At 55.2% G+C, this 22,590-nt stretch carries 20 protein-coding genes; 4 read left to right on the top strand and 16 right to left on the bottom strand.

Annotation, left to right across the window (positions count from 1 at the left end; genetic code table 11):
* Positions 1 to 46: 46 nt before the first annotated feature.
* Together KP80_RS01665 and ssb1 are read right to left on the bottom strand one after the other, a co-directional pair.
* Positions 47 to 1,654: a gamma-glutamyltransferase family protein gene (locus KP80_RS01665; RefSeq protein ID WP_231625897.1), complete on the bottom strand. Its 1,608-nt coding sequence runs from the start codon at positions 1,652 to 1,654 to the stop codon at positions 47 to 49.
* 244 nt (positions 1,655 to 1,898) lie between these two features.
* Entirely contained in the window at positions 1,899 to 2,426 is a 528-nt protein-coding gene (ssb1, locus tag KP80_RS01660; RefSeq protein WP_035896752.1) for a single-stranded DNA-binding protein SSB1, read from the bottom strand.
* A 253-nt stretch (positions 2,427 to 2,679) separates the two neighbouring features.
* Here ssb1 and uvrA point away from each other — a divergent pair, with 253 nt between their 5' ends.
* Positions 2,680 to 5,505, top strand: coding sequence for an excinuclease ABC subunit UvrA (uvrA, locus tag KP80_RS01655; RefSeq protein ID WP_052281842.1), 2,826 nt, complete (start codon positions 2,680 to 2,682; stop codon positions 5,503 to 5,505).
* Here uvrA and KP80_RS01650 read toward each other — a convergent pair whose 3' ends face one another.
* The 5 genes from KP80_RS01650 to dnaB all read right to left on the bottom strand — a co-directional run bounded on the left by KP80_RS01650 (position 5,506) and on the right by dnaB (position 10,891).
* Positions 5,506 to 5,859, bottom strand: a complete 354-nt coding sequence (locus tag KP80_RS01650; protein WP_052281841.1) for an MmcQ/YjbR family DNA-binding protein — start codon at positions 5,857 to 5,859, stop codon at positions 5,506 to 5,508.
* A gap of 130 nt (positions 5,860 to 5,989) precedes the next feature.
* A complete protein-coding gene (gene aphA, locus KP80_RS01645; protein ID WP_052281840.1) occupies positions 5,990 to 6,703 on the bottom strand; it encodes an acid phosphatase AphA in 714 nt (237 codons plus the stop codon).
* Between the two features lie 197 nt (positions 6,704 to 6,900).
* On the bottom strand, positions 6,901 to 8,094 hold the full coding sequence (tyrB, locus tag KP80_RS01640) for an aromatic amino acid transaminase (protein WP_052281839.1): 1,194 nt from the start codon (positions 8,092 to 8,094) through the stop codon (positions 6,901 to 6,903).
* A 129-nt stretch (positions 8,095 to 8,223) separates the two neighbouring features.
* Positions 8,224 to 9,303 carry an alanine racemase gene (gene alr / locus KP80_RS01635; RefSeq protein ID WP_052281838.1) on the bottom strand — a complete coding sequence of 360 codons (1,080 nt, stop codon included), beginning with the start codon at positions 9,301 to 9,303 and terminating at the stop codon, positions 8,224 to 8,226.
* A gap of 172 nt (positions 9,304 to 9,475) precedes the next feature.
* Positions 9,476 to 10,891: a replicative DNA helicase gene (dnaB, locus tag KP80_RS01630; protein ID WP_052281837.1), complete on the bottom strand. Its 1,416-nt coding sequence runs from the start codon at positions 10,889 to 10,891 to the stop codon at positions 9,476 to 9,478.
* A gap of 63 nt (positions 10,892 to 10,954) precedes the next feature.
* Between dnaB and KP80_RS01625 the strand changes: the two genes are divergently transcribed.
* Positions 10,955 to 11,938, top strand: a complete 984-nt coding sequence (locus KP80_RS01625; RefSeq protein ID WP_052281836.1) for a quinone oxidoreductase — start codon at positions 10,955 to 10,957, stop codon at positions 11,936 to 11,938.
* 172 nt (positions 11,939 to 12,110) lie between these two features.
* Here KP80_RS01625 and pspG read toward each other — a convergent pair whose 3' ends face one another.
* From pspG to KP80_RS01605, 4 genes are all read right to left on the bottom strand, one after another.
* Complete coding sequence (gene pspG / locus KP80_RS01620; protein WP_052281835.1) at positions 12,111 to 12,350, bottom strand: envelope stress response protein PspG; 240 nt, start codon at positions 12,348 to 12,350, stop codon at positions 12,111 to 12,113.
* Between the two features lie 139 nt (positions 12,351 to 12,489).
* The gene (gene dusA, locus KP80_RS01615) at positions 12,490 to 13,488 is read right to left on the bottom strand and encodes a tRNA dihydrouridine(20/20a) synthase DusA (RefSeq protein WP_052281834.1); all 999 of its coding nucleotides are present in this window, start codon (positions 13,486 to 13,488) and stop codon (positions 12,490 to 12,492) included.
* A gap of 121 nt (positions 13,489 to 13,609) precedes the next feature.
* Positions 13,610 to 14,857 carry a conjugal transfer protein TraF gene (gene traF / locus KP80_RS01610; protein ID WP_052281833.1) on the bottom strand — a complete coding sequence of 416 codons (1,248 nt, stop codon included), beginning with the start codon at positions 14,855 to 14,857 and terminating at the stop codon, positions 13,610 to 13,612.
* 173 nt (positions 14,858 to 15,030) lie between these two features.
* Positions 15,031 to 15,519 (bottom strand): cupin domain-containing protein, encoded by a 489-nt coding sequence (locus KP80_RS01605; RefSeq protein ID WP_052281832.1) that lies wholly within the window; start codon positions 15,517 to 15,519, stop codon positions 15,031 to 15,033.
* A 126-nt stretch (positions 15,520 to 15,645) separates the two neighbouring features.
* Between KP80_RS01605 and zur the strand changes: the two genes are divergently transcribed.
* The gene (gene zur / locus KP80_RS01600) at positions 15,646 to 16,161 is read left to right on the top strand and encodes a zinc uptake transcriptional repressor Zur (protein ID WP_052281831.1); all 516 of its coding nucleotides are present in this window, start codon (positions 15,646 to 15,648) and stop codon (positions 16,159 to 16,161) included.
* Positions 16,162 to 16,204: 43 nt separating this feature from the next.
* On the opposite strand, the gene KP80_RS01595 is transcribed toward zur, so the two are convergent.
* The 4 genes from KP80_RS01595 to KP80_RS01580 all read right to left on the bottom strand — a co-directional run bounded on the left by KP80_RS01595 (position 16,205) and on the right by KP80_RS01580 (position 19,015).
* A complete protein-coding gene (locus KP80_RS01595; protein ID WP_052281830.1) occupies positions 16,205 to 16,414 on the bottom strand; it encodes a CsbD family protein in 210 nt (69 codons plus the stop codon).
* A gap of 136 nt (positions 16,415 to 16,550) precedes the next feature.
* Complete coding sequence (gene dinF, locus KP80_RS01590; protein ID WP_052281829.1) at positions 16,551 to 17,870, bottom strand: MATE family efflux transporter DinF; 1,320 nt, start codon at positions 17,868 to 17,870, stop codon at positions 16,551 to 16,553.
* A 68-nt stretch (positions 17,871 to 17,938) separates the two neighbouring features.
* Positions 17,939 to 18,547 (bottom strand): transcriptional repressor LexA, encoded by a 609-nt coding sequence (lexA, locus tag KP80_RS01585; protein ID WP_052281828.1) that lies wholly within the window; start codon positions 18,545 to 18,547, stop codon positions 17,939 to 17,941.
* A gap of 99 nt (positions 18,548 to 18,646) precedes the next feature.
* Positions 18,647 to 19,015, bottom strand: a complete 369-nt coding sequence (locus KP80_RS01580; RefSeq protein ID WP_052281827.1) for a diacylglycerol kinase — start codon at positions 19,013 to 19,015, stop codon at positions 18,647 to 18,649.
* Positions 19,016 to 19,200: 185 nt separating this feature from the next.
* Here KP80_RS01580 and plsB point away from each other — a divergent pair, with 185 nt between their 5' ends.
* Positions 19,201 to 21,642, top strand: coding sequence for a glycerol-3-phosphate 1-O-acyltransferase PlsB (gene plsB, locus KP80_RS01575; RefSeq protein WP_052281826.1), 2,442 nt, complete (start codon positions 19,201 to 19,203; stop codon positions 21,640 to 21,642).
* Positions 21,643 to 21,715: 73 nt separating this feature from the next.
* Here the strand turns inward: plsB and ubiA are convergent, their stop codons facing one another.
* Positions 21,716 to 22,588 carry a 4-hydroxybenzoate octaprenyltransferase gene (ubiA, locus tag KP80_RS01570; RefSeq protein WP_052281825.1) on the bottom strand — a complete coding sequence of 291 codons (873 nt, stop codon included), beginning with the start codon at positions 22,586 to 22,588 and terminating at the stop codon, positions 21,716 to 21,718.
* Positions 22,589 to 22,590: the final 2 nt, after the last annotated feature.

Genomic DNA, 22,590 nt, shown 5'->3' with positions numbered 1-22,590 from the left:
GCGCACCTCATCATTCCTGCAATGTTTCTTTTGGAAAAAGCTGGGGCTACCAGCGAGCTACGCCGCCGTCGCTGCGTGGGTCGCTGCCGCCTTCCAGCATGCCGTTGCAATGCCGAAGGATGGCTCCGGCATGCCCCATGAGGTCGTCATAAGGAGGGTAAATCTCGACGTCATGGCCGTACTGTTTGAGGGTGTCGGTAGTCGCCGCTCTATGACGGCTTTCGATCTTGAGAGTGTCACTGCTTTCGCCCCAGGTGCGGCCAAGAAGCCAGCGTGGCGCGGTGATGGCCGCCTGTGGCGTCATCTTCTGATAGACAATACGGTCGAAGAGCGCCGCCAGCGTTTGCGGCTGCCCGTCGCCGCCCATGCTGCCGTAAACCAGCACTCCACCGTCTGCGAGGCGCGCCAGTGCGGGATTGAGGGTATGAAACGGCAGGCGTCCCGGCTGAAGTGGGTTAGTCGCATTCGGATCCAGCGAGAAACTGCTGCCGCGGTTTTGCCAGATGACCCCGCTGTCCGACAGAATAAGCGCACTACCAAACTCGTGGTAAATGCTCTGGATAAAACTCACGGCGGTTCCCGAGCTATCAATGACGCCCATCCAGATGGTGTCCGCAGGACCACGCCCTTTACCCCATGGCAACGCGCTGTCAGGCGCTATTTCCGCGCTAAGTTCGATAATACTGTCGGCTGTCAGCAGGGACTGCGGGTCAATCGTCATATGGGCCGGATCGGTGATATGGCTGTCGCGCAGATTAAACGCCAGCTTGGTGGCCTCCACGCACTGATGAATAAAGTCGGCCTCATCGGTAATCGCGCCCTTTTTGCGTTGCTGCTCGATGATGCCGGTAATCAGCAACGACACCAGCCCCTGTGAGGGTGGAGGCAGGTTGTATACCGTGCCGACATCCGTATGCAGCGACAGCGGTTTGACCTGCTCGGCACGGAAACGGTCGAAATCGTTAAAGCGTAATGGGCTACCGGTGGCTTCAAGTTCTGCGCTCATCAGGCGTGCCGTTTCACCGTGGTAAAAATCCGCTAATCCGTTGGTCGCCAATCGCTCAAGCGTATTTGCCAGCGCGGGTTGCAGCAGTAGCTCATTCACATCCAGCGCTTCGCCCGTTGGGGCAAACAGGCCGCAAAAGCCTGGGTGTTGACGCAACTGATCCAACCGCGAGTTGATTTGTTGATGCAGCCCTGGCGATACCGGTACGCCGTGGCGCGCATAGTGAATGGCGTCTTTTAACAGACGCGGTAAAGGAAGCGGCGCATTCGCCGTATTCTCCTCAGCCCATGACAGCGCCCGTTCCCAACCGGACACCGTTCCAGCCACGGTGTTTGCTGCCAGCGGCCCGCGTACGGGGATCTGCGTGTAGCCCGCCTGACGGTAATAATCGATATTCGCTTTTTCTGCTGCAAACCCGCAGGCCTGAATGGCCACTGGCTCCTGCCCCGGCGTAGAAATCAACCAGAAACCGTCTCCACCAATACCATTCATATGGGGATAAACCACGGCAATGGTAGCAGCCGCAGCGACCATCGCTTCAATGGCGTTGCCACCCTCGCGTAACACTGCCACTGCACTTTCTGCCGCCAGTGCATGCGGCGCAACAGCCATCCCCTGCATACATTTTGCTGATTGGTACTGAGTCATTGCCGGTCACCTTGCCTACATGAGTGTATACATCAATGTAGGCACAAACCGTGCCAGATATCATTTTCTTTATTTATCTTAATGTTACGGGAAATCACTACTTATGATGTTTTTTTAAAGCAGGCAATTCGCGCACCGAAACGGTGCTGATGGGGGTTCATGGTGCGAAGATCGTTGGAAGGAATAAGTAAAAAAACCCTGCCAAGGCAGGGTTTTCATCGTCTAAATTAGCGAAGCACTAATCTTAGAATGGGATATCGTCGTCGAAGTCCATTGGTGGTTCGTTAGACGGTGCCGGAGCGGACTGTTGCTGCGGACGAGACTGCGCGCCGCCGCTGAACTGGTTGCCGCCCTGTGGCTGCTGAGGCTGACCCCAACCGCCCTGCTGCTGCTGGCCGCCACCTGCAGGTGCGCCACCGCCCTGACGGCCGCCCAGCATCTGCATGGTGCCACCGACGTTAACCACAACTTCAGTGGTGTATTTTTCCGCACCGGACTGATCGGTCCATTTACGGGTACGCAGCTGGCCTTCGATATAGACCTGAGAACCTTTACGCAGGTATTCACCCGCAACTTCCGCCAGCTTGCCAAACAGCACAACGCGGTGCCATTCGGTCTGCTCTTTCATTTCACCGGTCGCTTTATCACGCCAGGATTCGGAAGTAGCCAGCGTAATGTTGGCAACTGCGCCACCATTCGGCATGTAGCGTACTTCCGGGTCCTGGCCCAGGTTACCGACGAGAATCACCTTGTTTACGCCTCTGCTGGCCATGTTTGTCTCTCCTGAAAAGTGTGTCTTGATTAAGTGTAAACGCGCCAGTGTATCATTTCCAGACCGTATTTTGATAGCCGCGATGCAGATTCCAGTAAACATCTTGTCACTCTACAATTTTTCTTCAACCGCCCGATCCGGCATTCCAATACTGTATATTCATTCAGGTTAAGTTGTGTCATAATTAGCCGTTTCTGCCGTTTGTCCTTCTAACAAACCAGGCAATCCGTGTATCTTCTACCGGGAAAGGTGAATGGATAAGATCGAAGTTCGGGGCGCCCGCACCCATAATCTCAAAAACATCAACCTCGTCATCCCACGCGACAAACTGATTGTCGTGACCGGGCTTTCTGGGTCAGGTAAATCCTCATTGGCTTTCGACACCCTCTACGCCGAGGGGCAGCGTCGCTATGTAGAATCGCTTTCTGCCTACGCGCGCCAGTTCCTGTCGCTGATGGAAAAGCCGGACGTCGATCATATTGAAGGGCTGTCGCCGGCAATCTCCATCGAGCAGAAGTCGACCTCGCACAACCCGCGTTCTACCGTCGGCACCATTACCGAGATTCACGACTATCTGCGTCTGCTGTACGCCCGCGTCGGCGAGCCGCGCTGTCCGGATCACGACGTGCCGCTGGCGGCGCAAACCGTCAGCCAAATGGTCGATAACGTGCTGTCGCAACCAGAAGGCAAACGCCTGATGCTGCTGGCACCGATCATCAAAGAGCGTAAAGGCGAGCACACCAAAACGCTGGAAAACCTGGCAAGCCAGGGCTATATCCGCGCACGTATCGATGGCGAAGTCTGCGATCTGTCCGATCCGCCGAAGCTCGAACTGCAAAAGAAACACACCATTGAAGTGGTTATCGACCGCTTTAAGGTTCGCGACGATCTGGCGCAGCGCCTGGCTGAATCCTTTGAAACCGCACTGGAGCTTTCCGGCGGTACGGCGGTGGTCTCCGACATGGACGACCCAAAAGCGGAAGAACTGCTGTTCTCCGCCAACTTCGCCTGCCCAATCTGCGGCTACAGCATGCGTGAACTCGAACCGCGCCTGTTCTCATTCAACAACCCGGCCGGTGCCTGCCCGACCTGTGACGGCCTGGGTGTACAGCAGTATTTCGACCCTGACCGTGTGATCCAAAACCCAGAGCTGTCGCTTGCCGGCGGCGCGATTCGCGGTTGGGATCGCCGCAATTTCTACTACTTCCAAATGCTGAAGTCGCTGGCAGAGCATTACCAGTTTGATGTGGAAGCCCCATGGGATAGCCTGGGCGCGGTCGCGCAGAAGGCTATTCTGTACGGTTCGGGTAAAGAATCGATTGAATTCAAATACATCAACGATCGTGGCGACACCTCCGTACGCCGTCATCCGTTCGAAGGCGTGCTGCATAATATGGAGCGCCGCTATAAGGAAACGGAATCGAGTGCGGTACGCGAAGAGCTGGCGAAATTTATCAGCAACCGCTCCTGCACCAGCTGTGACGGGACGCGTCTGCGCCGTGAAGCGCGCCATGTTTACGTTGAAAATACGCCGCTACCAACCATTTCAGACATGAGCATCGGCCACGCACTGGACTTCTTCACTAACCTGAAGCTGGCCGGTCAACGGGCTAAAATTGCCGAAAAAGTGCTGAAAGAGATTGGCGATCGTCTCAAGTTCCTGGTCAACGTCGGCCTGAATTATCTGACGCTATCTCGTTCGGCGGAAACGCTGTCCGGCGGTGAAGCGCAGCGTATTCGTCTGGCCAGCCAAATTGGCGCAGGTCTGGTGGGCGTGATGTACGTACTGGATGAGCCGTCAATCGGTCTGCACCAGCGCGACAACGAACGCCTGCTGGGAACACTGGTTCACCTGCGTAACCTTGGTAACACGGTGATTGTGGTTGAACACGACGAAGACGCCATTCGCGCCGCTGACCACGTTATCGATATCGGTCCGGGCGCGGGCGTGCACGGCGGTCAGGTGGTTGCCGAAGGGACGCTGGACGACATTATGGCGGTGCCGGAGTCGTTAACCGGGCAGTTCATGAGCGGCAAACGTAAAATTGAAGTACCGAAAAACCGCGTTCCGGCCGATCCAGAAAAAGTGCTTAAGCTGACGGGGGCTTCAGGCAACAACCTAAAAGATGTGACCCTGACGCTGCCGGTCGGCCTGTTTACCTGCATCACCGGCGTGTCCGGTTCGGGTAAGTCGACGCTGATTAACGACACGCTGTTCCCGATTGCACAAACTCAGTTGAACGGCGCCACCATCGCCGAACCCGCGCCGTACCGCGACGTTCAGGGGCTGGAACATTTCGATAAAGTTATCGATATCGACCAGAGCCCAATCGGCCGTACGCCGCGCTCCAACCCGGCGACCTATACCGGCGTCTTTACGCCGGTGCGTGAACTGTTTGCCGGCGTGCCGGAGTCTCGTTCACGCGGCTATACGCCAGGGCGCTTTAGCTTTAACGTCCGCGGCGGACGCTGTGAAGCCTGTCAGGGCGACGGGGTTATCAAAGTTGAAATGCACTTCCTGCCGGATATCTACGTGCCGTGCGATCAGTGCAAAGGCAAACGCTATAACCGCGAAACGCTGGAAATTAAGTACAAAGGCAAAACCATTCACGAAGTGCTGGATATGACCATCGAAGAAGCACGTGAGTTCTTCGACGCCGTACCCGCGCTGGCGCGTAAGCTGCAAACCCTGATGGACGTAGGTCTGACCTACATTCGTCTGGGCCAGTCAGCTACTACGCTGTCCGGTGGTGAAGCGCAGCGCGTGAAGCTGGCGCGTGAACTGTCAAAACGCGGGACCGGCCAGACGCTGTACATCCTGGATGAGCCAACGACCGGTCTGCACTTTGCCGATATTCAACAGCTACTGGAAGTGCTGCATCAGCTCAGGGATCAGGGCAATACCATCGTGGTGATTGAGCATAACCTGGACGTGATTAAAACGGCCGACTGGATTGTCGACCTGGGTCCGGAAGGCGGTAGCGGCGGCGGTGAAATCCTCGTTTCCGGCACGCCGGAAACGGTGGCTAACTGCGAAGCCTCGCACACCGCGCGCTTCCTGAAGCCGCTATTGTCATAATCACGAGTACATCTGCTGCCGGAGCGTTTCCGGCAGCAGCTCTACCGCCAGCTGATACGACGCATCAACCAGATAGTAAATCTGCGAGTCGGGCAGCGAACCATCTAAATACACCGTGCTCCAGTGCGCTTTATTAAGATGGCGGCTTGGGCGTACATCTTTATGCTGCTGGCGCAGCAGTTCTGCCAGTTCGGGGCTGCTTTTCAGCGAAACCGCCGGACGGTCTTCCACATCCTTTACCATCGCGAAAAGCACATCGGCCACTTTAATCTGAGTTGCCTTCCAGTCGCTGTGTACGCTCTGTTCCGCGCCACGCTTAGCCATGCAGTACAGCAGAAGATCCGAACTGGTCATCGTTATACTCCTTTGTCTTACCGCTATCTGTGCAAAAAATCATCATCTTCAGTGTGCAACAAGACGCCGAAAGGTTAAACCTTCCAGCGAATTATTTTGCCTAAAAAAGCATCATTTTTTAGTCGGGCGATCAGTACTCGGAGTTAACAATCACTTCTTCATTGAAGGCACCGGCCTGCGGCAGCGGACGGTAAGTGGAGTTTGAGGCTCGCAGCACGCGGATCCCTCTGGCCCCGACTTCTCGCGCAGCGGTGATGTCGTTGTCAGAATCGCCGTAGAACACCCGGATATTCTTCTCTTTCAGCCACTGCGTCTTGCTGTTCTGCCCCGGATGATCGCCGGCAAAAATCACCGGATTCATACTGGCTCCAGGGATCAGGAAATCATCCTGCAGCGTTTTCGACACGGTTTCGGTTTTCGTCTGGCTACGGCCGGTGACAAAGTAGATGCTATCGCCACGCTTCACGTGCATCGCAATCAGCGAGCGCGCGACTTCTTTCGGAATACTGAAAGCATCCCAACCGTTATTCATCTTTTCCCAGAACTCTGGGTTTTTCAGATAGTCTTCGCTGTCCGGAGAATAAGTTCTTTGCCCGCGCCAGAAGCCCGGGCTTGAGAACAACACGGTATCGTCGATATCAAAACCAACGGCCATCGGCGGATGACCAAGCAGACTATTTTCAATTTGAGCCACGGAAACCCAATGGATAGGCGCTTGCTCAGCAAGTTTCGCGATATCAGTCCCTGGGTACAGTGGAGAGGGCGACGACGCGTGGGCCGTCACCGAAGCATTCAGTGCAAATAACAAGCAGACGGCACTGAGAGCCTGCGTAATCTTGCGCATGTTTTCCCTTAATTCGTCGATTCGTTATTGTTTTAGAGTCAGTCGTGCTTTCACAAAGCACTGCGACCTTACCGTCTGAGGTCGATGAAAGGAAGGGTTTTCTAAGAATAATCCTGGAAAAAGTAAGGGGATCACATTTTGATTTCAGGAAAGCACTCTGGCTCAGCGCTTAACTCAGAGCCAGAGTGAGCACCCACTTACATCACAGCAGCAAAGGCTTTGGCAACTTGCTGGACGTTACGGCTGTTAAGTCCCGCAACGCACATACGGCCGCTGGCGATCAGATAAACACCGAATTCTTCGCGCAGTCTATCGACCTGCTGCGCGCTCAGACCAGTGTAGCTAAACATCCCACGCTGCTTAAGCAGGTAGTCGAAATTACCGTTTGGTATCTCTTCTTTTAGCACATTGACCAGCGCCTGACGCATCTCAAGAATACGCGTACGCATCCCTTCCACTTCCGCCAACCAGTTAGCTTTAAGCTCAGCATCACCCAGCACTGCAGCCACTACCTGCGCCCCGAAATTCGGTGGGCTAGAGTAGTTACGGCGCACGGTCGCTTTCAGCTGGCCCAGCACGCGCAGCGCGGTTTCATTATCCTCACAGATAATTGACAGGCCGCCGATGCGCTCGCCGTACAGCGAGAAGATTTTGGAGAACGAGTTGCTAACCAGCGCAGGTAAACCGGCAGCGGCAATCGCGCGGATCGCATAGGCATCTTCATCCATCCCCGCGCCAAAGCCCTGGTAGGCGATGTCGAGGAACGGAATCAGCTCACGAGCTTTCAGCACCTCAACCACCGCGTCCCACTGCGCAGGCGTGAGATCGGCACCGGTTGGGTTATGACAACACGGATGCAGCAGCACGATGCTGCGCGCTGGTAGCGTGTTGAGTTTTTCCAGCAGCGCATCAACGCGCACACCGTTGGTTTCGCTGTCGAACCACGGATATGTGCCGACGGTAAAGCCCGCACCTTCAAAAATCGCGATATGGTTTTCCCAGGTCGGGTCGCTGACCCAGACACCGGAATCCGGGAAGTAGCGCTTGAGGAAGTCGGCGCCAACCTTCAGCGCGCCGGAGCCACCGAGGGTTTGAATTGTCGCCACGCGATGCTGCTGGAGAACCGGGTTATCCGCGCCAAACAGCAGCGGTGCCACGGTGTGACGGTAGCTATTAAGCCCTTCCATCGGCAGATACAAAGACGCCCCGTGTGGTTGCGCGTTCAGACGCGCTTCGGCTTGCGCCACTGCCTGCAGCTGCGGAATGATGCCGTCTTCGTTGTAGTACAGGCCGATGCTGAGGTTAACTTTGTCGCTGCGCGGATCTTCTTTGAAGCGTTCCATTAACGAAAGAATGGGGTCGCCCGCATAGGCGTCAACTTTTTGAAACACGCGATGGTTCTCCAGGTTTACAGAAAGGCAGGAAATAACACAATAAACCGGATGGTGCGGAAGGTCGAGAGGTAGTTGCGGGTTTTACCCGGCGTCGTATGGCGACGCCGGGTGGTGTGGCGTTAACGCTTAATCAATATACTTCATCGCGACGCGCGACGTCAGTCGCGTGATAAGTTCGTAAGCACTTACTTTTGTGATTTCCGCGATGCGTTCAACCGGCAGCCCCTGGCCCCACATGATGGCCGTATCACCGGTTTTATCTTCCGCTTCAGGCCCCAGATCAACGCAAATCATATCCATCGCCACACGGCCAACAATCGGTACTTCACGGCCGTTGATCAGCACCGGCGTTCCGGATGGCGCGGCACGAGGATAACCATCGCCATAGCCCATCGCTACCACGCCCAGGCGGGTGTCGCGCTCACTAATCCAGGTGCCGCCGTAGCCTACGGCTTCGCCGGCTTTGTGCTCGCGCACCGCAATCAGACTGGAGGTCAGCGACATCACCGGCTGCATGCCGAAATCCGGGCCCCATGGCTTTTGCTCCAGGGGCGATACGCCGTAGAGAATAATGCCGGGACGCGCCCAGTCGAAATGTGATTGTGGCCACAGCAGAATGCCGCCAGAAGCGGCGATGGAGCGCAGCCCCGGTTTGCCTGCGGTAAAGGTATTGAAGATATCCAGCTGGCGTTCCGTCGCCCCACAGTCAGGCTCGTCGGCGCGGGCAAAATGGCTAACGATATTGACCGGCTGGCGGACGTTTTTACACTGGCTCAGGCGCTGGTAGAAGGCTTCAGCTTCTTCCGGGCGAACACCCAAGCGGTGCATACCGGTATCGAGTTTCATCCACACGGTCACCGGCTCACTGATTTCGGCGGCTTCCAGCGCTTCAAGCTGCTCAATATTGTGTACGGCAGTATGCAGGCGCTGCGTCGCAATGGTCGGCAGGTCAGTGGCGTTAAAGAAGCCTTCCAGCAGCAGGATCGGCTGCGTGATACCGCCGTCGCGCAGGCGCAGTGCCTCTTCAAGACGGGCAACGCCAAAAGCATCAGCGTCGGGGAGCGTTCGCGCGGTCTCGAGGAGGCCGTGTCCGTAAGCGTTCGCTTTCACCACCGCAACCAGCTTGCTGGCAGGTGCCAGCTCACGCAGACGTTGCAGGTTGTGTCGCAGAGCGCGGCGGTTAATGACTACAGTTGCCGCTTGCATTTGTGTTCCTTGATAAGTGTTTGCTTGAGTATCCCCGTCATACTTCAAGTTGCAGGTGCGTTGGCAGCGCTCGCTCACCCCAATCACTTACTCGGGTAAGTTCCTGGGGATTCACTCCCTTGCCGCCTTCCTGCAACTCGAATTATTTAGGGTAAAACCTGATTCAGTGTTGTTATTCGTCGTCGTACTGCGGGCCAGCGTAGTTATCGAAACGCGACCACTGACCGTTAAAGGTCAGGCGTACCGTACCGATAGGACCGTTACGCTGTTTACCAATAATAATCTCAGCGATGCCTTTTAAATCACTGTTTTCGTGATAAACCTCATCACGATAGATGAACATGATTAAGTCGGCATCCTGCTCGATGGAGCCAGATTCACGCAGGTCAGAGTTGACCGGGCGTTTATCCGCACGTTGTTCCAGGGAGCGGTTAAGCTGCGACAGCGCTACCACCGGCACGTGTAATTCTTTGGCCAAGGCTTTGAGAGAGCGGGAAATTTCTGCGATTTCCAACGTACGGTTATCGGAAAGCGACGGCACGCGCATCAGCTGCAGGTAGTCGATCATGATAAGACCGATACCGCCGTGTTCACGGGCGATACGACGCGCGCGGGAGCGCACTTCCGTTGGCGTCAGGCCGGAGGAATCATCAATATAGATATTCCGTTTTTCCAGCAGGATCCCCATGGTGCCGGAGATACGCGCCCAGTCCTCATCATCGAGCTGGCCGGTACGAATGCGGGTCTGGTCAACGCGCGACAGCGACGCCAGGGAACGCATCATAATCTGCTCAGAGGGCATCTCAAGACTGAAGATAAGAACCGGTTTATCTTGCAACATCGCCGCATTTTCGACGAGGTTCATTGCAAATGTCGTTTTACCCATCGACGGACGTGCGGCGACGATAATCAAATCCGACGGCTGCAGACCGGCGGTTTTTTTGTTGAGATCGTCATAGCCGGTATTCACCCCGGTCACACCGTCGTGCGGCTGCTGGAATAGCTGCTCAATACGCGCCACGGTGGCGTCAAGCACTTCGGTGATGTTTCTCGGACCTTCGTCTTTGTTGGCGCGGCTTTCGGCAATTTTAAAGACGCGGGACTCGGCCAGGTCCAGCAGATCTTCGCTGGTGCGACCCTGCGGATCGAAACCGGCTTCGGCGATTTCATTAGCGACCGCAATCATCTCACGCACAACCGCACGTTCACGGACGATATCGGCGTAAGCACTAATGTTTGCCGCACTTGGCGTGTTTTTTGATAATTCTGCCAGATAGGCAAAACCACCAACGCTGTCCAACTGCCCCTGTCGCTCCAGCGATTCCGCGAGCGTAATCAGGTCAATTGGGCTCCCGCCTTCCTGCAAACGGCCCATCTCTGTGAAGATGTGACGGTGCGGGCGCGTGTAGAAATCGTCGGCGACGACGCGCTCGGCGACATCGTCCCAGCGCTCGTTATCCAACATTAAACCGCCCAACACCGATTGTTCCGCTTCAATCGAGTGCGGCGGTACTTTCAGACCTGCCACCTGAAAATCGCGTTCGCGAGCTTCGGTTTGAGGTTTGTTGAAGGGTTTATTTGCTGCCATAGTGAATGGTATTACCGAGATAAAGAGTGGGTCGAAAGATTACCACATTGTTCTGGAGGAAGCATGGCAACCCGTATTGAATTTAGCAAACATGGCGGCCCTGAAGTGCTAAACGCCGTCGAATTCACCCCCAACGCCCCTGCCGAAAACGAAGTGCAGGTGGAAAACAAAGCGATCGGCATTAACTACATCGACACCTACATCCGCAGCGGCCTCTACCCGCCGCCATCGATGCCAAGCGGGCTGGGTACCGAAGCCGCTGGCGTCGTCAGCCAAGTGGGCAGTAACGTGAAGCACATCAAAGCGGGCGATCGCGTAGTTTACGCTCAATCCGGGCTCGGCGCTTACAGTTCAGTGCATAACGTCCCGGCGGATAAAGTTGCCCTACTCCCGGCGGCCATCTCCTACGAACAGGCCGCTGCCTCATTCCTCAAAGGCCTGACGGTCTTTTATCTGCTGCGCAAAACCTACGAAATCAAACCCGGTGAGCCGTTCCTGTTCCATGCCGCAGCAGGCGGTGTAGGGTTGATCGCCTGCCAGTGGGCGAAAGCGCTGGGTGCGAAGCTGATTGGTACCGTGGGTAGTGCGGAAAAAGCGCAGCGTGCGCTACAGGCCGGCGCCTGGCAGGTGATTAACTATCGTGATGAAAACATTGCCGAGCGGGTGAAAGCGATCACCGGCGGCAAAAAACTGCCGGTGGTGTACGACTCGGTCGGGAAAGACACCTGGGAGGCATCGCTCGATTGCTTGCAGCGCCGTGGTCTGATGGTGAGTTTTGGTAACTCTTCCGGCCCGGTGACCGGCGTTAACCTGGGTATTCTCAACCAGAAAGGTTCGCTGTTCGTGACTCGCCCTTCCCTCAACGGCTACATCACCACCTATGACGAACTGAAAGAAGCCAGCCACGAACTGTTCTCACTGATTGCCAGCGGGATCATTAAAGTGGATGTGGCAGAAAATCAGAAGTATCCGCTGAAAGAAGCGCGACGCGCGCATGAGATTCTGGAAAGCCGGGCTACACAGGGTTCAAGCCTGCTTATCCCATAGGTTTTCGGCGCTACAAAAGACTAGGGCTTCCCGTAGGAAGCCCTTTCTTTTTTTAGTTCGGCTGTATGTAGGGTACAGCTCGATGAATTCGTTAACGCCAGCAATAGTGACAGATTTTTTACGCGAATCCTACGGCGTTTTATGCAAAATTTTTGAGGTTGTGACGAAGCCCTCAATACCTCCGGTAGTTGTCGCGCCAGGTCTGTTTTTTCGGTGAATTAATCGCCCGAACGATCCACACCACCACTACCGCCAGCAGCAGCCACGGCAGAAGTTTTATCATCAGTGCAAACAGTCCGCCAACAAACATCAGTACCGTTGCCACCACCAGTGCGGCAATAATCCCGAGCAGCGAAATGCCCGTGACCAGCAGCATGACAAAAAATCCAATCACAAATAATAGTTCCAGCATCGTTGCTCTCCCAGAAATCACACTTATCTGTCAGAACCATTACAAAAAACGTGCCAAAAATAACTTATTGAATATAAACAAAAACGCTCTGCAACATCGTGCAGAGCGTGGTGAATTTGACCAGGTTTTAGCGAAATAATTAACGCTTATCGGCAACCAGTTTTAAGGCATGTTCGAGCACGTCAATACCCGCCCCAGCCTTGTGCGCATTCTCACTCAGATAACGACGCCACTGACGCGCCCCCGGAATCCCCTGGAACAGGCCCAGCATATGGCGCGTCACGTGGCCCAGGTAGGTACCGTTACTCAACTCGCGCTCGATGTACGGATACATCGCGCGGACTATCGCCACTGGGTCGGCATCGACATCGCTCGCGCCGAAGATCTCACGGTCTACCGACGCCAAAATACCTGGGTTCTGATAGGCTTCGCGGCCCACCATCACACCATCCATATGCGCCAGGTGCATTTTGGCCTCTTCCAGCGATTTGATACCACCGTTGATAGACATGATCAGATGCGGGAAGTCACGCTTGAGCTGATAAACGCGCGGGTAATCCAGCGGTGGGATTTCACGGTTTTCTTTTGGGCTTAATCCGGAAAGCCACGCTTTACGTGCGTGGATAATAAACATCTCGCATTCGCCGCGACCGGAAACCGTGTCAATGAAATCACAAAGGAATTCATAGCTATCCTGGTCATCAATGCCAATACGCGTTTTCACCGTCACCGGGATCGACACCACGTCGCGCATCGCTTTTACACAATCCGCAACCAGCTGCGCGTTGCCCATCAGACACGCGCCAAACATGCCGTTTTGTACGCGGTCAGACGGGCAGCCGACGTTGAGATTAATCTCGTCATAGCCGCGCGCCTGCGCGAGCTTCGCACAGTGTGCCAGCTGTGCCGGATCGCTACCGCCAAGCTGTAGGGCAACCGGATGTTCTTCTTCGCTGAAGGCCAGATAGTCACCTTTACCGTGAATAATTGCTCCGGTGGTCACCATCTCGGTATACAGCAGCGTGTGCTGCGACAGCAGGCGCAGAAAATAGCGGCAGTGTCTGTCCGTCCAGTCGAGCATTGGCGCGATGGAGAAGCGGTGAGCAGGGAAAGCAGCGGTCGAGGATTCTGACAACATGGCGATTATTTAAGCATCCGGAAAAAAGGGCGGCTACTATAGCATAAAGCCTGAGCAGAAATGTAATGTCAGAGGGGAATCCCCCGGCGGCGCAAAGCTTAGCCGGAGGATGCGATGCAACTTAGAACGTGACGCTCACCTGCGCACCGGCGCCCCAGGTTTGATCCTCACCGTACAACCCCATCAGATCGAGATGGACGCGGTTAAACGGCGCAAAACCCACCCCGCCGGTAAAGACGTTACTGTCATTGTTTTTCACATCCGCGCGATAGCCTGCACGCACCGCCAGCCAGTCGAGCGGACGCACTTCAGCACCTACGCCGACGTACTGAGAATTCTCTTCGCTCTTAAAGCCTTTAGTTTCAGTGAGGTCGCCGTCGGCGCTCAGCGTTAGCATATCGCTATGCCACGCCACACCTGCAGTCACCAGCGGGCGGATTTGGTACGTATCACGTACTCCCGCCACCTGTTTAGTATCGATATCGCGGGAGAACAGGTTTTGACCGCTCAGGCCCACCGTCCAGCTATCACTCAAATCAGCCGCCATCCCCGCATCAACGTTAAAACCAGTATCGTCGTTTCGATAGCGGCTACTGTTGATATCGTCGCTGCTGAAGTTGTAGATCGAGACGGTATAGTTATAGAGCCAGGTTTTTTGCAGTTTAGGGGTCACGCCGAAGGACACCGGAATACCGCCGAAATCAAACTGGCGTGCAATCGCCACGCCGTAGTCAGAGACAATCGCCGCACGGCCATAGCCTTCTGATTTCAAATCATTAGTGTTGGCTGTCAGTACTTTCGAAGGTGTGGCCTGAATACCGCGCAGAATGTCGATATCACCTTGATCAATATACGAACTCACGCGCGCACGGGCATCCGCTTTCGCTACAAACGCTACCGCCAGCACATCATTCGGGATCGTAATGGCCATCCCCGCGCCCGCTTTCGCCAGCGCGGTTTTTCCCTTTAGCGATGAGAGCTGATCCGCCAGATTACCGGCGGCAGAAGAAACCCGCTGGTAGCCAGGGCTACCCGGGATAAACAGCTCGGGAATATTGATACCGCTTAGCGAGCGCTTATAGGCGTTCACATCATCACTGATATCATCAATCTTATTGCGCAGATTATCTTTGTCAGAAATCTGCGCACCGATAGTTGGTAGAATGACCGTAATATCGTCATCTGGCTTGGCTTTCGCCAATAATGCCGGGTTGATAAGAACACCGCTGCCATAGTGAGCCGAAGCCACCCCGGTGCCGCCCATGGCGTCGTTCCGGGCCTCCGTCCAACCATTTGCTGCCCCTGCCTGACCTGCCACTAAAAAAGAGACAGCGATCCCCATCAGCGAAAATTTTTCGTTTTTTTTCACAGTTTGCTCGTCTTATTGTCTGTTTATGAAACAACCCTCCATCCGTTATCGCCTGGATGGAGACGAACTATTGCTGTGAATAACGGGACAAAAAGCGTTCTATTCCCCTAACTGAAATTTTCTATGGGTTATCGTTTTTAGTAAGCACCCTAATCTTTTATAGAAGACAATGGTCAATTTCGCCCAGGTTTTCCGTCATGCGGCCCGAAAAACTGTGGCGGATGGTCCACCCAGCGGTCCTCACGCGTGACGGCATAAGAGGCATTTAGTGGGTAATAGATTCGGTTCGAGCGTTTATTGGCTTCGCCTACAACCAACAGTCGCACCTCTTCTGAGGTATTGTTGATAAAAGTGTGGCAGACACCGGTTCCAGCCGGAAAACCCACGCTATCGCCCGGCTGAAGTTTCCACAGATAACCGTTAATCCACGCCTGCGGATACCCTTCCAGCACGTAGATGAACTCTTCTTCATCGCTCTCCGCATGCGGATAGGATGTCCGTCGCCCCGGCAGTAGACGCTCATGGTGAATGCCGATGTGCCTGAGTCCGAGCGCGCGAGCCAGCGGTGCGCCAATAGAAAAGCGCTCGTCGCTATCGGGATAAGTGGAATCGTCCGGGCCTTCAACGTCGTGCCAATGGCGAATGCAATCGGGTCTTTTCATTCTTTTTCGTCCTGAGTGTGATGTACGCCTGCTATAACACACCTATAGCACACCGGTGGAAACTCGGTGTTTCTGCCATAACATGATAAAGTATGTGTTTGTTTCGCCCGTAACCCGAGGACGCCAATGGATAAGACCACTACGCAAGAACTGCTAGCGCAAGCTGAAAAGCTGTGTGCTCAACGCGGCGTGCGCCTGACTCCTCAACGTCTGGAAGTCCTGCGTCTGATGAGTCTGCAAGAAGGGGCAATCAGCGCCTACGATCTGCTCGACCTGTTGCGGGTAAAAGAGCCGCAGGCTAAGCCACCGACGGTTTACCGCGCGCTGGAGTTTTTGCTCGAGCAGGGCTTTGTTCACAAAGTGGAATCGGCCAACAGTTACGTACTGTGCCACCTGTTTGATCAGCCGACTCACACCTCTGCGATGTTTATCTGCGACCGCTGTGGCGTCGTGAAAGAAGAGTGTGCGGAAGGGGTTGAAGACATCATGCATGCGCTGGCGGCCAAAATGGGCTTTGCCCTGCGCCACAATGTGATTGAAGCACACGGGCTGTGCTCGGCCTGCGTTGAAGTTGAAGCCTGCAAAGCGCATGAACACTGTCAGCACGACCACACGATTCAAATCAAGAAAAAATCCCGCTAGCGGTCGCTAAGCGGGACAGCGTACTTCCCTGTACGCGCTGGATTTACCAGCGGTGGTTATGACGTTTATCCCAGCTATCGACCTCTTTTTCGGCCTGATCCTTCGCATAGCCGTAACGCTCCTGAATTTTACCGACCAGCTGATCGCGTTTCCCTTCGATCACCGTCATATCATCATCGGTCAGTTTGCCCCATTGCTCTTTCACTTTACCTTTAACCTGTTTCCAGTTGCCGCCGATTTCGTCTTTATTCATTATTGAATCCTCGATCGTCAGTGAGTAAATAGCGAAAGCTTTCTTTCCAAACGAACACTTTTTTCGCTAAGCGTGAGACTAATTGTAGTCACTCATTCCGACATTGATTCACTATTCGGAATCTTTAACCATCACGTTAGGAAAACCAGCTGTTGTTGCGCCAGTGGCGACGCCAGATAAACGCCAGCGATAGGCCGCGCAGCGCCAGGAATACGGCGATGGCTAGCCATAGTCCATGGTTACCCAGCAGCGGCAGCGCGAGCAACGTAAGCGCAAATCCCGCCGCCGCAACGGCCATGCTGTTACGCATTTCCGCACCGCGCGTTGCGCCGATAAACATGCCATCAAGCAGATAGCACCACACGCCAATGACCGGCAGTATCATCTGCCAAATCACGTAGCGGTCAGCCAGCTCACGCAGCTCAGGAATAGAGGTCAATAGCGCCACGATATGTTCCCCCAGCGCGGCATAAACCAGCGCGAAGGCGAGTGCAACCACGCCCGCCTGACGGCAGGCCGCACGCCAGACTTCCAGCAGCTGGCTGCCGTCGCGTGCGCCGTAAGCCTGCCCCGAATGGGCTTCGACCGCATAGGCGAAGCCGTCCAGCGCGTACGCTGTAAAGGTCAACATGGTCATCAATACTGCGTTAACCGCCACGACATCGCTGCCAAGACGCGCACCAAATACAGTTACCGCCCCAAAGCACAGCTGAAGCAACAGCGAGCGCAGCATGATGTCGCGGTTGAGCGCCAGCAGGCGGCGAAAATCACCCAGCCATGCCGTTTTCAGCATCGCCCAGGACACCCCGCGCATCACTAGCACCTTACGCACCATACCCAATCCCACCAGCAAGGTGGCATATTCAGCTATCGCCGTCGCCAACGCCGCACCCTGCACGTTCATATGCAGCCCCATCACCAGCCACAGATCGAGGACAATGTTCAGCACGTTGCCGACCACCAGTAGCACCACCGGCGCGCGGGCGTACTGGACGCCCAGCAGCCAGCCCAGCAGCACCAGATTCGCCAGCGAAGCGGGAGCACTGAGCCAGCGGATGGAGAGGAAACGCTGCGCCTGCTCCAGCACTTCGCCACTGCCGCCGACGATAGACAGCGCCAAATGAATGAGCGGATTTTTAAATACGATAATCAACAAGCCGGCGCCTAACGCCAGCAGCAGTGGCTGCACCAGCGCACGGGCTAAGGCCTGAGGATCTTTGGCACCGAATGCCTGCGCCGTCAGGCCGGTGGTGCTCATACGTAAGAACAACAGCAACATAAACAGGAAGCTGGTTGCGGTCGCGCCAATGGCCACTCCACCCAGATAGACCGGACTATCAAGATGGCCAATCACGGCGGTATCCACCAGCCCCAGCAGCGGCACGGTGATGTTAGAGAAAATCATCGGTAGCGCTAAGCGCCACAGGGCCTTATCGGCAGAAGTCAGTAGCGGCATCGGTATGAACCAGAAACAAAAAAGGCCGTGATAGAGGAAATATCACAGCCATTTGAGAGAGGGGGGGATTACAACCATTCGCCGTTGCGAATCACGCCAACGGCCAGCCCTTCAATGGAAAAGTTCTGCTGACGCAGATCGACGACGATGGGCGAAAACTCGCTGTTTTCTGGCAGCAATTCGACGACGTTACCCTGTTTCTTCAGGCGTTTCACCGTCACTTCTTCGTCGATACGAGCCACCACGACCTGGCCATTACGCACATCCTGAGTTTTATGCACCGCGAGCAGATCGCCGTCCATAATACCAATGTCTTTCATCGACATACCGCTGACGCGCAGCAGGAAGTCGGCGCTCGGCTTAAAGAGCGATGGGTCGACTTGATAATGGCCTTCAATGTGCTGCTGTGCCAGCAGCGGCTCACCCGCCGCAACGCGGCCAATTAGCGGCAGGCCCTCTTCTTCTTCCACCAGCAGGCGGATGCCACGGGAGGCTCCGGAAACTATCTCAAGAACCCCTTTACGCGCCAGCGCTTTCAGGTGCTCTTCAGCCGCATTCGGGGAACGGAACCCCAAGCGCTGAGCAATTTCCGCACGCGTCGGCGGCATGCCCGTCTGGCTGATATGATCCCGAATGAGATCAAACACCTCTTGCTGCCTGGTCGTTAACGCTTTCATTCCGCCCCCTGGGTGTATATACAGTTATGCTGTGAGTATATACAGCTAGTGCCTATTTTGGAACCATAAAACGCACGAAATCAGGCAGTTTTCACAGCTTTAGTGGAAATGAGCCCACAGCAGAACGCCCCAGGTGATCAGCGCGACAAAAATTGCCAGCAGTACCGCCGCCGAGCCCATGTCTTTCGCACGCCCCGACAGCTCGTGATATTCCGAGCCAATGCGGTCAACCACCGCTTCCAGTGCACTATTGAGAATTTCCACTATCATCACCAACAGGACGGAGCCGATAAGCAGCACGCGGGTGATAGGGTCAACATCCAGCCAGCAGGCAATAATAATCGCCAGTACGGAGGCTACGCCTTCCTGGCGGAATGCGGCTTCATTGATCCACGCCGCGCGAAATCCTTTCCAGGAATATCCAGCTGCTTTGATAATTCGGGTGAGCCCAGTGGTATTATTGGCCATCTCAAGAACCTTTTACGTTATGACGTCAATGACAATGCGTACTTCACGCTGCTGCTAGGTTTGCCGCCTGGCCGCCGCGCGAATCACTTAGTGTATTATTATGAGCTGGTAGAACAGAAATTCTGCCGACTTTCTGATATTCTTGCCGCGCATTTGCATGATTAACCAGAGGCTTTACATCGTTTATGTCCGGCTGGCCACGAATTTACTACAAATTACTGAATTTACCATTAAGTGTTCTGGTAAAGAGCAAGTCTATTCCGGCAGAACCTGCTCAGGAATTGGGGCTTGATACATCACGTCCAATTATGTACGTCCTGCCTTATAACTCTAAGGCTGACCTACTGACGCTGCGCGCCCAGTGCCTGGCGCACGACCTCCCAGACCCGCTTGAACCGTTAGAAATCGACGGCACTCTGCTGCCGCGCTACGTGTTCATTCACGGCGGTCCGCGCGTGTTCACTTATTACACGCCGAAAGAAGAGTCGATCAAGCTGTTCCACGACTATCTCGATCTGCACCGCAGCAATCCAGACCTGGATGTGCAAATGGTGCCAGTGTCGGTGATGTTTGGGCGTTCTCCGGGTCGCGAGAAAGGTGAAGTCAATCCACCACTGCGGATGCTCAACGGCTTCCAGAAATTCTTTGCCGTCTCCTGGCTCGGTCGCGACAGCTTCGTGCGCTTCTCACCATCCGTCTCCCTGCGCCGCATGGCCGATGAGCACGGTACGGATAAAACCATCGCCCAGAAGCTGGCTCGCGTGGCGCGTATGCACTTCGCTCGTCAGCGTTTGGCTGCAGTAGGCCCACGTCTACCTGCTCGTCACGACCTGTTCAAAAAACTGCTGGCCTCCAAAGCCATTGCCAAGGCGGTTGAAGACGAAGCACGTAGCAAAAAAATCTCCCACGAAAAAGCGCAGCAGAATGCCATTGCGCTGATGGAAGAGATTGCCGCCAACTTCTCCTATGAGATGATTCGCCTGACCGACCGTATCCTGAGCTTTACCTGGAACCGTCTGTATCAGGGGATTAACGTCAATAACGCCGAGCGCGTACGCCAGCTGGCGCACGACGGCCACGAGATTGTTTATGTTCCCTGCCACCGCAGCCACATGGACTATCTGTTGCTCTCTTACGTGCTTTACCACCAGGGTCTCGTGCCGCCGCATATCGCCGCCGGTATTAACCTGAACTTCTGGCCAGCAGGCCCGATTTTCCGTCGCCTGGGCGCGTTCTTTATTCGCCGTACCTTCAAGGGCAATAAACTCTATTCCACCGTATTCCGTGAATACCTCGGCGAGCTGTTCAGCCGCGGTTATTCCGTTGAGTACTTTGTGGAAGGTGGCCGTTCTCGTACCGGCCGTCTGCTGGATCCGAAAACCGGCACCCTGTCGATGACTATTCAGGCGATGCTGCGCGGCGGCTCCCGTCCAATCACTTTAGTGCCGATTTATATTGGCTATGAACACGTGATGGAAGTGGGCACATACGCGAAAGAACTGCGCGGTGCGACCAAAGAGAAAGAGAGCCTGCCGCAGATGCTGAAAGGCCTGAGCAAGCTGCGCAATCTCGGTCAAGGTTACGTCAACTTCGGTGAACCCATGCCGCTGATGACCTACCTGAACCACCACGTGCCGGAATGGCGCGAGTCTATCGACCCGATTGAGGCCGTACGCCCAGCCTGGCTGACGCCAACCGTCAATAAAATGGCGGCAGAGCTGATGGTGCGTATCAACAACGCCGGTGCGGCCAATGCCATGAACCTGTGTTGTACCGCGCTGCTGGCCTCTCGTCAGCGTTCGTTGACCCGCGAGCAGCTAACTCAGCAGTTGGATTGCTATCTGGCCCTGATGCGCAACGCACCGTACGCGCCGGATGCCACCGCGCCGAAAGCGTCTGCCAGCGAGCTTATCGATCACGCGCTGCAGATGAACAAGTTCGAAGTCGAGAAAGACACCATCGGCGATATCATCATTCTGCCGCGCGAGCAGGCAGTACTGATGACCTACTACCGCAACAACATCGCACACATGCTGATCATGCCTTCGCTGCTGGCGTCGATTATGACCCAACACCGTGAGATCACCCGTGAGCAGGTGGTGGACTATATCAACACCCTGTATCCGATGCTGAAAGCCGAGCTGTTCCTGCGCTGGGATCGCGAAGAGCTGCCAGGCGTTATCGATACGCTGATTGCTGAAATGGTGCGTCAGGAGCTGATCACCGTCAACGGCGACGAACTGCACATCAACGCCTCGCACTCCCGTACGCTACAACTGCTGGCGGCCGGTGCGCGTGAAACGCTGCAGCGCTATGCAATCACTTTCTGGCTGCTCAGTGGCAACCCGTCGATGAATCGCAGCACGCTGGAGAAAGAGAGCCGTACGCTGGCACAGCGTCTCTCTGTTCTGCACGGCATCAACTCGCCAGAGTTCTTCGATAAAGCGGTGTTCTCATCACTGGTACTGACCCTGCGTGATGAAGGCTATATCAGTGACAGCGGCGACGCCGAACCGGCAGAGACGATGAAGGTTTACCAGATGATGGCGAGCCTCATCACCTCCGACGTGCGTTTAACGATTGAGAGCGTGACGCAAGACGAAGAACCTGCGCCGAAAGAGGCCTAAGGGTTTGTAAAGCGAGTAAGTACGCGCACTTGCCATAAAAAAGCCGGATTATTATCCGGCTTTTTTTACATCATCAGAACTGCCAATAACTCATCGCCAGCCCAATAAACAGCACCAGGCCCACGTAGTTATTGTTGAGGAATGCCTGGAAGCAGGGTCCGCGCTCGCGGTGGCGAATCAGCTTTTGTTGGTACACAAACAGCGCGCCGGCAATCAGGATTGACCAGTAAAACTCCCAGCCAAGGCCATTCAACCAGCCAATTAGTGCCATCAGCCCCAGCACACAGGCCTGCAGAATGCCGATAATTAAGCGGTCATTTTTCCCAAACAAAATCGCCGTGGATTTGATGCCAATTTTCACGTCATCATCACGGTCAACCATCGCATACTGAGTATCGTAGGCCACTGCCCACAGAATATTCGCCAGCAGCATCAGCCAGCAGCTGAGCGGCAGCGATTCGCTGACCGCCGCGAACGCCATCGGAATCGACCAGCCAAACGCCGCGCCCAGCACGACCTGCGGCAGATGGGTGTAGCGTTTCATAAACGGATATACCCAGGCCAGCGCCAGCGCGGCAACCGACAGCAGGATAGTCATGGTATTGAGCGTCAACACTAGCAGGAACGACAGTAAAACCAGCACACCAAACAGGATGCGGGCCTCTTTCTCGCTGACCGCGCCGCTTGGCAGCGGGCGATTGGCGGTGCGTTTTACATGTCCATCAAATTTGCGATCCGCGTAGTCATTCACCACGCAGCCTGCGGCACGCATCAACCAGACGCCGGCGACGAACACCGCCAGGATCCACAGCGGCGGCACGCCCGGCGCAGCCACCCATAGCGCCCACAGCGTTGGCCACAGCAGCAGCAGCGCACCGATCGGTTTGTCCGTGCGCATCAGCTGATGATAAGCCAGCAGCTTGTTCGGCCTTAGACTCCTCTCCATTT

This window comes from Kluyvera genomosp. 1, assembly GCF_001266615.1.
Taxonomy (GTDB): domain Bacteria; phylum Pseudomonadota; class Gammaproteobacteria; order Enterobacterales; family Enterobacteriaceae; genus Kluyvera; species Kluyvera cryocrescens_A.
Note: the sequence above shows the minus strand (reverse complement) of the source record. Positions and strands in the feature narration are given on the sequence as shown.